This window comes from Bacillus salipaludis (genome assembly GCF_004358205.1).
The window spans coordinates 1-10,676 of the sequence record NZ_SMYO01000044.1 but is presented as its reverse complement, the minus strand read 5'-3'; the positions used below and the strand labels follow the sequence as shown (position 1 = coordinate 10,676).

General features: G+C 36.9%; 11 protein-coding genes and 2 pseudogenes. 10 read left to right on the top strand and 3 right to left on the bottom strand.

Annotation, left to right across the window (positions count from 1 at the left end; all coding sequences use genetic code 11):
• Positions 1–589: 589 nt before the first annotated feature.
• From E2K98_RS29220 to E2K98_RS29185, 9 genes and pseudogenes are all read left to right on the top strand, one after another.
• Positions 590–1,024 carry a MarR family winged helix-turn-helix transcriptional regulator gene (locus E2K98_RS29220; RefSeq protein WP_133340397.1) on the top strand — a complete coding sequence of 145 codons (435 nt, stop codon included), beginning with the start codon at positions 590–592 and terminating at the stop codon, positions 1,022–1,024.
• A gap of 48 nt (positions 1,025–1,072) precedes the next feature.
• On the top strand, positions 1,073–1,198 hold the full coding sequence (locus tag E2K98_RS32170) for a hypothetical protein (protein ID WP_268884150.1): 126 nt from the start codon (positions 1,073–1,075) through the stop codon (positions 1,196–1,198).
• A gap of 19 nt (positions 1,199–1,217) precedes the next feature.
• Entirely contained in the window at positions 1,218–1,511 is a 294-nt protein-coding gene (locus E2K98_RS31905) for an SDR family oxidoreductase (protein ID WP_235824970.1), read from the top strand.
• Positions 1,512–1,819: 308 nt separating this feature from the next.
• The gene (locus E2K98_RS29210) at positions 1,820–2,356 is read left to right on the top strand and encodes an NAD(P)H-dependent oxidoreductase (RefSeq protein ID WP_133340395.1); all 537 of its coding nucleotides are present in this window, start codon (positions 1,820–1,822) and stop codon (positions 2,354–2,356) included.
• A 90-nt stretch (positions 2,357–2,446) separates the two neighbouring features.
• Entirely contained in the window at positions 2,447–2,971 is a 525-nt protein-coding gene (locus E2K98_RS29205) for an NAD(P)H-dependent oxidoreductase (RefSeq protein WP_133340393.1), read from the top strand.
• Positions 2,972–2,986: 15 nt separating this feature from the next.
• The gene (locus E2K98_RS29200; RefSeq protein WP_133340391.1) at positions 2,987–4,009 is read left to right on the top strand and encodes an aldo/keto reductase; all 1,023 of its coding nucleotides are present in this window, start codon (positions 2,987–2,989) and stop codon (positions 4,007–4,009) included.
• 31 nt (positions 4,010–4,040) lie between these two features.
• Positions 4,041–4,877 carry an SDR family oxidoreductase gene (locus E2K98_RS29195; protein ID WP_165976431.1) on the top strand — a complete coding sequence of 279 codons (837 nt, stop codon included), beginning with the start codon at positions 4,041–4,043 and terminating at the stop codon, positions 4,875–4,877.
• A gap of 262 nt (positions 4,878–5,139) precedes the next feature.
• Positions 5,140–5,850 carry an SDR family NAD(P)-dependent oxidoreductase gene (locus tag E2K98_RS29190; RefSeq protein WP_133340387.1) on the top strand — a complete coding sequence of 237 codons (711 nt, stop codon included), beginning with the start codon at positions 5,140–5,142 and terminating at the stop codon, positions 5,848–5,850.
• Between the two features lie 19 nt (positions 5,851–5,869).
• Positions 5,870–6,125, top strand: a pseudogene (locus E2K98_RS29185) (MerR family DNA-binding transcriptional regulator).
• A gap of 174 nt (positions 6,126–6,299) precedes the next feature.
• Here the strand turns inward: E2K98_RS29185 and E2K98_RS29180 are convergent.
• Entirely contained in the window at positions 6,300–6,830 is a 531-nt protein-coding gene (locus E2K98_RS29180; protein ID WP_133340399.1) for a cupin domain-containing protein, read from the bottom strand.
• A gap of 842 nt (positions 6,831–7,672) precedes the next feature.
• Positions 7,673–8,590 carry a DMT family transporter gene (locus E2K98_RS29175; protein ID WP_133340385.1) on the bottom strand — a complete coding sequence of 306 codons (918 nt, stop codon included), beginning with the start codon at positions 8,588–8,590 and terminating at the stop codon, positions 7,673–7,675.
• A gap of 80 nt (positions 8,591–8,670) precedes the next feature.
• Here E2K98_RS29175 and E2K98_RS29170 point away from each other — a divergent pair.
• Positions 8,671–10,102 (top strand): annotated as a pseudogene (locus E2K98_RS29170) (aminotransferase-like domain-containing protein).
• 233 nt (positions 10,103–10,335) lie between these two features.
• On the opposite strand, the gene E2K98_RS29165 reads toward E2K98_RS29170, so the two are convergent.
• Positions 10,336–10,524, bottom strand: a complete 189-nt coding sequence (locus E2K98_RS29165) for an amino acid transporter (RefSeq protein WP_127760412.1) — start codon at positions 10,522–10,524, stop codon at positions 10,336–10,338.
• Positions 10,525–10,676: the final 152 nt, after the last annotated feature.

The following is a 10,676-nucleotide window of genomic DNA, read 5'->3' as shown; positions in this document are numbered from 1 at the left end:
CCTTGACAAGCTAGATCCGAAAGGATATTTGGTCTATAAGTTGAACAAGGAATAACTCTATTCATACTGAATAAAACGCTAAATAAAAACATTTGGGTGTGGTGGGTTGACAGTTTCGTTCATATCAGTTCAATAACGGCAATGAAAAAGGACTGCCGAAAACAGCCCATTTGTTATGAAACTATAGCACCCATTACTTTAAGTACAATACTTCACAATCTTCTTCATAAATCAAACAAGAAAGGTGATTCCTTAATAAAGCATCACCCCCGTTATTATAAGAAAAGCATTTTAAAATTTAAAAATGTTTTATAATCAACAGGATTTATCCAAACCGCATATACCTCAACTAATATCTCTCCTAGACGGGAATTGTTGTTTTGACTTCTTCTACCTTCATGTCTCTCCATTGGCTTTTTCACGCAATAGCAATGCTTTCTTTTATTTCATCCCTTTCATGTAATCTTAATAAGTTTTGGAACAAAGTTTATAATTTACTTTTTAATGGAAACAAGAAATATGATTTAGTTGACCTTTATGTAATTTTGTGTTAATTTGTATATGCAAATGAATAAAAGGATTTGATTAAATGAATGAAGAAGAACAGGTATTAATTCATTGTCTTTACTTTACAGCCAGCCGCTTTGCTCGTAACATTACAAAATTAACCGAAAAGACATTTGATTTCGGTGACCTTGCACCTTCATATCTTTACATGATAATGATTGTGAAGTTCCATCCGGAAATCACACAGAAGGAACTATGTCATAAGTTATCTATTGCACCTTCCACAAGTACGAGGTTTATTGATAAACTTGAAAAATTTAAGCTGGTCACCAGAAAAATGGATGGAAAACAAACACTGATTTCTTTAACTGAAGAAGGAGAAAAGGTGTACCTGCAGTTTCGGGTTTCTTTAAAGGAATTGTTTAATAGTTATTCCGAAATCTTAGGACGCGAGTTCAGTAAAGATTTAAGTAAAACTCTTCATGAAGCGAGCAATAAGTTAGAAAGAGAACTGTAATTTTTTTACCCATTCATTTGTATATACAAATATTTAGGAGGATTAAATATGTCAGAAAAAATATTGCTAATTGTCGGTGCTGGATCAGGGATTAGCTTAAATACAGCAAGGAAATTCGGAACAGAAGGTTTTAAAGTTGCTCTGATTTCCCGCAGTATGTCATTACAAAAATAATGAACTTAAAAATGATGGGATTGAAGCAACAGGATTTCCAGGGGATGTCTCTTCAGTAGAATCTATAAAAACAGCTATTGATGCGGTAATTAAAACTTATGGAAAAATTGATGTACTTTTATACAATGCTGCTGCAGGAAGACCAGGCAAACCAACAACATTAAGCGCTGAGCAATTAGTAGAAGATTTTAAAATCAGTGTAGCTGGAGCTCTTACTAGTGTAAAAGAAGTAATTCCCTATATGCCAAATGGAACCATTTTGTTAACCGGTGGCGGATTAGCTCTTCACCCTATGCTGACTATGCTTCATTAGCGATTGGAAATGCAGGTATTCGCAATTTAGCATACAGCTTGCATCAAGAATTGAGCCCTAAAGGAATTTACGTTGGAACATTAATGATAAATGGGTTTGTACAAGAAGGAACCTATTTCTCAGCTAAAAATATTGCGAATACATTTTATAGTATGTTCGAAAATCATACGGAAACAGAAATTATCTTTAAAGAAAAGTAAAATTTTTTAAAATTACATTTGTATGTACAAATATTTAATTTTCACGGGAAGAGCAACAATAAGTGAAATCAAAACTAGAAAAGAAAATATACAAAAGGAGACTTACTAATGAAAACTCTTGTAATTATCACCCACCCTAATTTGGAACAATCTCGAATAAACCGCACTTGGATGCAAGAATTAAAAAAACACGAAGAAATTACGATTCATACGCTTTATCAAGCGTATCCAGACGGGAAAATAAACGTAGCACACGAACAAAACCTATTAGAATCACATGACCGTATTATTCTTCAATTTCCATTCTACTGGTACAGCACGCCTTCTTTGTTAAAACAATGGCAGGATGAAGTGCTCTCTTACGGCTGGGCATATGGCGAAGGCGGCGACAAGCTTCACGGTAAAGAACTAGGTCTTGCGATTTCAACCTTTGGACCGGAAGATTCTTATCAGCCTACTGGCTATAATCATTTTACCATGGAGACCTTAACAACTCCTTTACAGCAAACAAGCAACCTCATAGGTACCACTTTTATGCCTTTATTTGTGCTGAATGGTGTTATGCATGTCACAGATGAACAACTTGAAGAAAATGCAAAAGCATATGTAAATCACGTTCTTCAGCCATCCTTAATTGAAGCTTAATATAAATATTTAAATAAAGGTATTTCTTCCACTGAAATACCTTTTTATGATTTTTGTTTACGTGTACAAACAATTGAAAAGGTGATCAAAATGAAAACATTAGTTATAGTAGCCCATCCAAACCTGGAACAATCGAAGGTAAATAGAACGTGGATGAACCGGCTTCAGCAAAAAGAAAATGTTACGGTCCATAATCTTTATGCACATTACCCAACATTTGAGATTGATGTGGAAAAAGAGCAGCAGCTTCTATTGGAGCATGATCGTATCGTTTTTCAATTCCCATTCTACTGGTACAGTTCACCCGCTTTGTTAAAACAATGGCAGGATTTAGTTCTTACTTACGGTTGGGCATATGGGTCAGAAGGAACGAAATTGCGCGGCAAAGAGTTTATGTTAGTAATTTCAACAGGCGGACCTGAAGAAGCTTATCAAGCTGGCGGATACAATCATTTCAGCATAAGCGAGTTAACCAAACCATTTCAGGCAACAGCCAACTTGACCGGCATGCGGTTCTTGCCCACTTTTACGAAACAGGGAGTACGCTTCTTAACGAACGAACAAGTCCTCGAAAGTGCTGAAGAGCTGGTATGTCATTTGAAAAATAACTATTAGAAAAGAGGTCTTGTAATGAATTATAAATTGTTAGGAAGAAGCGGCTTACGAGTATCTGAATTAGCTTTAGGTACAATGACGTTTGGGGAAGACTGGGGATTTGGCGCTTCTAAGGAAGAAAGCAAAAAAATCTTCAATGCTTTCGTTGAAGCTGGTGGGAATTTTATTGATACGGCTGTCAATTATACGAATGGAACAAGTGAAAAATATGTTGGGGAATTTATTCGTGAAAAGCGTGAACAGTTTGTCATTGCGACTAAATATACACTGAACACTCGTCCACACGATCCAAATGGAGGCGGTAACCATCGAAAAAATCTTGTTCAATCCGTTGAAAAGAGCTTAAAACAGCTTCAGACCGATTATATTGATTTACTTTGGCTTCATGCTTGGGATTTCATGACACCGGTCGAAGAAGTGATGCGTGCACTTGACGATTTAGTTCGTTCCGGAAAAATTCTTTATGTAGGAGTCTCGGATACACCTGCTTGGATTGTTTCACAAGCTAATATGCTGTCCACACTCCGTGGTTGGACTCCGTTTATCGGCTTGCAAGTGGAGTACAATTTGTTGCAGCGGACTCCAGAAAGAGATTTATTACCAATGGCACGAGCTTTAGATATTGGGGTTACTGCATGGGCACCAATGGCTGGCGGTGCACTAACGGGAAAATACAGTAATCCTTCATCTGAAAAAGGGAGATTATCTCCTCAAAGTGCACGCTTAAATAAACGCAACCGGGCTATTGCTGCAGTTGTGGAAGAAATCGCAAAAGAACTAGCAGTTTCCCCTGCCCAAGTTGCAATAAACTGGGTCCGTCAACAAGCTGGTACCGTCATTCCGCTAATTGGTGCAAAACGAGAAGAACAAATGAAAGACAATCTTGGAAGTTTGGCTTTCTGTCTTTCAGAAACTCATCTTACCCAATTAAATGAAGCTAGCAAAATTGACCTGGGATTCCCACATGATTTTCTTGCATCTGAATCTGTTTTAAATGCCATCCATGGAAAAACGTTTGAAAAGATTGAAAAAAAATAAAAGTGAATTGCTTGGAGAAGGGGAGAAATCGATGAAGGGGAAAATTTGTTTAATTACTGGTGGCAATTCAGGGATTGGTAAAGCAACAGCCACGGAAATAGCTAAAAGAGGAGCAACAATTGTTATATTATGCAGAAATGAGGAACGTGGCAAAAAAGCGATTCAAGATATTATTGAAGAAACAGGTAATACCCAAGTAGATCTCCTTCTTGCTGATTTATCATCTCAGCGTTCAGTCAAACAAGCAGCAGATCAATTTAAGAAAAAGTATAACAAGTTAGATGTTTTAATTAATAATGCAGCAGTCTTTTTAGCAAAACGTTCTGAAACTGAAGATGGAATTGAAACCACGTTTGCCACAAACTATTTATCTCATTTTATCCTTTCCCACCTCTTACTGGAGTCGCTTGAAGCAAGTGGTGAAGGAAGAATTATTAATGTAGCCTCCAAGCACAACGGAATTAAAATGAACTTTGATGACCTTATGACCAAACAAAATTATGCTTTTTTCAGAGCAGTAGGGCCTACTAAATTAGGTTTAATCTTATTTACTAAGGAATTTTCAAAGAGGCTTGACGGAAAGTGTGTTACCGTTAACAGCCTTCATCCTGGAATTATCCGCTCTATTCTTATGCATGACATGCCTTGGATCCTACGGACGATATTCAAAACGTTCTCAACTAATCCGAAAAAAGGTGCAGTTACACCAGTCTATCTTGCTTCCTCTCCTAATGTTCTTGGCGTTAGCGGTAAATTCTTTGTTAACTGCAAAGAAACAGAAACTACTGAAACTGCAAATGACCAGGATTCTGCCCGGAAATTATGGGATATCAGTATGAGCTTAATCAAGCCAGGAATCCTCTTTTAAGGGCACCAAGTTTTTTGGGAAATGCACTTGCTTTCCGACCCATAACAATGGCAGGATGATTATTAACATAAGCTATTTTAACTGCTGAGATTTGCGACTATAAAGTCAAGTCAGCAGGAAATTTTACTTGTATAAATAAGAATAATGTTACTGATTAAAAGGATTTTATCGTTTCCCTAAAAAACACCTTGACCTTAACTTAGGTTAAGGTTGTATCTTTTTAATTGTATCTAATCAATATAAACATTGGAGGAAATAATATATGAAAAAATTCGCTTTTGTAACAGGTGCTAATAAAGGGATTGGGTATGAGATTGTCCGTCAATTAGCAGAAAAAAATTATCACGTATTTTTAGGAGCCCGCAATGAAGGACTCGGACAAAAAGCTGTACAATCTTTAGGCTTTTCGAATGTTTCATTTGTTCAAGTTGATATTTCAGACACACAATCAATTCAAAAATCAATAAATAAAATCCTTGAAGTTACGGATCACATAGATTTGTTAATAAACAACGCAGGGATTGCACTCGATTTCGGTATATTGCCTAGTGAATTAAAATTAGAAACCCTGCGTCAAGAATTTGATGTTAACTTCTTTGGAACATTTCAAATGATTCAAACCTTTTTACCACTAGTAAAAAAATCTCAGGGTGGGAAAATTGTAAACGTCACTACCGATATGGCTTCACAAACGATGTTTGACAATGGTGATGCTGGACAACTTAATATATTAGGCTATAATTCATCAAAAACCGCTGTAAATTCTTTAACATTAGCCTTTGGTAAAGAATTTGGTACAAACGGTCCTGAAATTTTAGGAGTTACACCTGGTTTTACCACTACCGACCTTAATGGCAATGCTCCAGGAGGAAAAACACCTGCGGAAGGTGCACAAATCATTGTTAAATACGCCTTAAGCGAAACAAATTATAATGGTAAAATCCTTAATAAAAATGGGATTATTCCTTGGTAAACAAGATAAGGGAAATTCTATGAATTATACGATCGGACAAGTTGCAAAAATCAATCATTTATCCATTTCTCAATTACGCTACTATGATAATCAAGGACATTTAACAGTTTGTAGATTGGTCAATGGATGGGGATGATACTATTCCTCAAAGACTAGAAATGATGAAACAACAAGAAATCAATGTTCTACAACAAATTCGTGTTACCGAAGAAAATTTAATAAAAATTCAACAAAAAATTGCAAGACTTGAACGTGAGATGAAAGAAAATCATTAAGCAATTGTATAAAGTAGAAAAGATCACGTACACATACGTCTGGTCTTTTTTGTTAATATCTCGTATAAATCAGTAATTAGGCATTCTATAGCATATCTTATATAAAAAAAGCTGCAATACGGCAGCTAGTTCTTCAATATTACCCCCTTAAGTAATAAAAGATATATTCTAGTCTTATTCCGCAGCTAAAGCCTGGGCTTTAGTTAAATGAACCGTACCAGATGGATGTTGTGGAGGAGCATATATGGAATAAAGTTTTAAAGGGGTATTACCTGTATTGGTAACATTATGCCAGGTTCCGGCAGGTATCATAATGGCAAAATCATCATAAACATTTTGTACAAAGTTTAAATTATCTTTTCTGTTGCCCATTTGAACAATCCCTTGACCTTGTTCAATCCGTAAAAATTGGTCAACGTTAGGGTGAATTTCTAAACCGATGTCTTCACCAACTTTAAGACTCATCAATGTAACTTGCAAATGATTTCCTGTCCATAAAGCAGTTCGATAGGTATTGTTTTGCTTGGCAGCCTCATTAATATTGACTACAAATGGTTTTCGCCCATAATCTTTTACCTTGTTTCTCGCGTCATCATAAATATTCCAGTAATCAGGTTGTCTTATATAACTATTATACATTGGGATATTAGCACCATAAACATTAGGTTGATATGGGTATGGATACATCCAAGGGGTATAGTACATCTTATTCAATCCCTTCATAGATTTATACAAATTATCGTATGCACTATTTATAGGAATGTACTTATGTGCAGTGCGAATATAGCCCAAAACAGTTGGTCAATTTAATGGAACTATTGGACAAAAGATAAACCAATCTTCAACTAAACTCCCCATTAGTGCAATAAGAAAAAGCTGCCGCAACGACAGCCCTGTTCTTCAACTCTTGCACCCGATAGTTTAAGTACATTTCTTCACAATCTCCTCGATAAATACCCAATTTTCTTTTAAAATGATCCTCCTCAATCTGGCCCTAAAATGAAAAGTGTGCTCTTATACTTGTTCCAGGATTGCGACCGATTGTGGAATAGCATTTTGCTACTTTGCCCCTGGTTACAGCAACGCCGAAACTGGGCCTATTTTTGGGTGTTCTAATTCGGAGGGGTATGGGATTAGGATTATCTTTACAATTTTTTATGTTTTTACCTAGAGAAATGTAACAAAAAAAGTCCAGCTAGGTGCTGGATGAAAGGAGTAGGTCTACTACTCCTATATACACGAAAAGCATGTACAAAAAATTAAGAACATAAAGCTTATGTAAATTGTCACTTTTAAATAAAAGTCCTCAAAGGAGTGCCACCAACGAAACGCTGAAAACATACGTTAAGGATATTCCAATATTAAAAAGCCCAATTCCTCAGTATGACAATAGAGAAATTGGGCTTTTGTCGTTCCTCCATTAAAGCGCCCGATTTTTGAGATTAATCTTTAATTCCAAATCGAATATGAAGTTTGGTTTAAGAGTATTTCATCCTAATCATTATTAAAGCCACCTCCAGCGGGGAAGTGTCCAACACCGTGCTTCTTTATCTGCCACTTAAAACTTTAACTGAGGAGTGCGGATAAGACCTCAAATTTGGCAGCGAAATGATTATGGTTCCAAGGATAATCGTCAATGCACCTATACCAGAAAACCATGAAAGAGTTTCATGATAAAAAACGACTCCCAGCACCATAGCAAGAATTGGTGAAACAAAAAGCCAGGTTGAAGGGAAAACCGTGTTTGTCTTGGAGACAAGCCAGTAATAGAGACTATGTCCGCCCATTGATCCAACTACTATCAAATAAAGGGACGATCCGATTGCTGCCGGACTTACTAAAGCAGACACTTGGAAATCCTCCGTCACAAGAGACAAAATCATTAACAGGATCCCGCCATGCATCATTTGAACGGCATTTAAAGCAATCGGGGAAATTTTATCAAACCGATTGATCACCCTTTTCGAATAAATTGTTCCTGATGCATAAAACACCTCACCTGCCATAATTAAGAGACAGCCGCCCAGCACCAAGGAATTAACAAGAAAAGTAAAGCTCGGTAAAATGAGGAGAAAGACCCCCGCTATTCCTATAAAACATCCAATAAAGGAACTCGAATTTGCTTTCGTTTTTAAAATAAAAGTTTGAATCAACAGTATCATCATCGGCCCGGTAGCTGACAAGACGGCTGCAGTTCCTGACGGGACAAACTGCTCTGCCCAATATAATGTGGCAAAAGTACCAAAAGTCAGCCCAATCCCCGACAATAGCATCTCCATACGAAAAAACATCCTTAGTGTAGTCTTTCTTTTTAACCTCATAATGACAAATACAATCAAACCTGCTAAAAAAAAGCGAATGCCTGCTGAGAAAAAAGGCGGTACGCCTGCATCAATCCCTATTTTTATCGCAAGAAATGTTGTACTAAAAATCAGACACATAAACAAATAACCAAACAATACCATGTCAATTCCTCCTTTTTGCTCCATTATAGGTGAAGGATAATAGAACAGATGAAAATCATTAGAACAGATTAAGAAGAAACATGCTAAAATCAAAGGGATTGGGAGGGAAAGAAATGAATAGAGATTACTTATTTAAACAAGTATACGATTATGTATTACACCGAATCGAACTCAATGAATGGAAAGAGAATGAAAAGCTCCCGTCAATTAGAAATTTAGCCGCTGAGATGAAGGTTCATCGTTTAACCGTATTAAAGGCCTACCAGCATCTTAAACAGGAAAATAAAGTCTATGTCAAAGATAAATCCGGCTATTATGTCCAATCCCGTGAAATTAATAAATTTGAAAGCCTGGAAAATCCGATCGTTTCTGCATATGTGCAAAAAAATCATTTATCGGAAATCCATCAGGTCCCTGTTTCCTATCAATTTTCGCAGGCATTAATTGACCCTAATCTTTTGCCAAATCGCTTCATATCGGACTATGTAAAAAAAGTTTTTGATCTCTACCCAAAGGTTCTTTCCACCTACTCCACCGTTCAAGGCGATCATGAACTGCGTCAATCACTTTCTGACTATTTTAATCAGCATTTTAAAACGATTACACATCCAGATCAGCTATTAATTACGGCAGGTTCCCAGCAAGCCATTCATCTGATAGCACAGGCATTTGTAAAATCAAGAGACATTATCCTTTTAGAGCGACCGAGCTATAGTTCTGCCATTGATATTTTTCGAGCACAAGGAGCCAATATTGTAAGCGTCGATATCTATCCGTACGGATATGATTTAGATCAGATTGAATTCATCATGAAAAAACACAAACCTCGTCTGTTTTATCTGAATCCAACCTTCCATAATCCAACCGGATACACGGTCCCATCGGCTCAAAGAAAGCAATTAGTCCAGTTAGCCGAGCACTACCGCTGTCTGTTAATAGAAGACGATGCTTACTACGACATCTTTTTTGACCAAGAGCCGCCACCGCCCATGTATACCTATGATACTTCCGGCATGGTGATTTATATCAAAAGCTTTTGCAAATATGTATCACCAGGGCTGCGAATAGCCGTCATGATGAACGGTCAGTCTTCCGTGATGAAATCACTGCTAGCAGTAAAATCATTGGCCGATAATGGATCACCGCTTTTAAATCAGAAGATTTTCCTGCATTACTTTTCATCACCAAGACTACAGCAACATGTTGAGAAACTGCGAATTGCGCTGCAAATACGAAAGGAAATCATGGAGGACGAAACTGTCCGTAACAGATTGGCAATGGACCAGCCCAAATGGTGGCTTAAATTTATGGGTACAGCTCCCAGACCACCTGTCAACAGAAGACTTATTGGTCAAGAGTCTGGAGCAATCAATATCCTTTGTTCCCGGACAAATATGTGACCCCTTAAAGGAGCCATCCTCATGGCTTCGGTTAAGCTATTCCTATGCCAATGAAGAACAAATCTCGAAAGGACTTAGGAAGTTTATTAATTTAGTACGCTCTACTCAATAAGGGGTAGCGTCAAGAAAATGTGGATTTACAACGTTAAGGAAATTTCAATATAAAGAAAACTCGCCGATTGGCGAGCCCCCTAAGGGCGAAGACAGAGGCGTAGTGCACTTATACTTTCCTATTAGCCTAAAAAGCCCAATTTTTCTGTATTAAATTAGAGAAATTGGGATCTTATTTATTACTACATTAAGCACCCGTTAGCTGAATAAGAAAAAGCCACCAGTCAGTATTAGTTAATTTAGTAAATTTAATATAATCATTAACAGAATGGATAATGAAATGAAACCAATCATAAAGTATCCAAAGTATTTTAATGGTTTTGGTAACTTGTTTATCTTAGCATTAGAAGGGTTACCAGCATTTCCTTCAATCTCGTTAAAATGGTCTATTGCATCATTAAATGGTTTATTCTCATCTTTCATACAACCACCCATTTACTAAATAATAACATTATTCAGTCCTCTGCATTGGGATTTTTTGTATTATTTTCCTGAACTAGTCGAGTAGAAGGGAGCCTTTCTACCTTCCGGTAGATTGTACTCCTCCCCCTCACAGAACCGTGCTTGCACTATTA

Bases quoted from the DNA above. Each gene is read 5' to 3' on its own strand.
- E2K98_RS29210 (WP_133340395.1), top strand. From the start codon at position 1,820: ATGAAAACTCTTGTAATTATCACCCACCCTAATTTGGAACAATCTCGA.
- E2K98_RS29205 (WP_133340393.1), top strand. From the start codon at position 2,447: ATGAAAACATTAGTTATAGTAGCCCATCCAAACCTGGAACAATCGAAG.
- E2K98_RS29180 (WP_133340399.1), bottom strand. From the start codon at position 6,830: ATGTACTATACCCCTTGGATGTATCCATACCCATATCAACCTAATGTT.
- E2K98_RS29175 (WP_133340385.1), bottom strand. From the start codon at position 8,590: ATGGTATTGTTTGGTTATTTGTTTATGTGTCTGATTTTTAGTACAACA.
- E2K98_RS29195 (WP_165976431.1), top strand. From the start codon at position 4,041: ATGAAGGGGAAAATTTGTTTAATTACTGGTGGCAATTCAGGGATTGGT.
- E2K98_RS29165 (WP_127760412.1), bottom strand. From the start codon at position 10,524: ATGAAAGATGAGAATAAACCATTTAATGATGCAATAGACCATTTTAAC.
- E2K98_RS29200 (WP_133340391.1), top strand. From the start codon at position 2,987: ATGAATTATAAATTGTTAGGAAGAAGCGGCTTACGAGTATCTGAATTA.
- E2K98_RS32170 (WP_268884150.1), top strand. From the start codon at position 1,073: ATGTCAGAAAAAATATTGCTAATTGTCGGTGCTGGATCAGGGATTAGC.
- E2K98_RS29220 (WP_133340397.1), top strand. From the start codon at position 590: ATGAATGAAGAAGAACAGGTATTAATTCATTGTCTTTACTTTACAGCC.
- E2K98_RS29190 (WP_133340387.1), top strand. From the start codon at position 5,140: ATGAAAAAATTCGCTTTTGTAACAGGTGCTAATAAAGGGATTGGGTAT.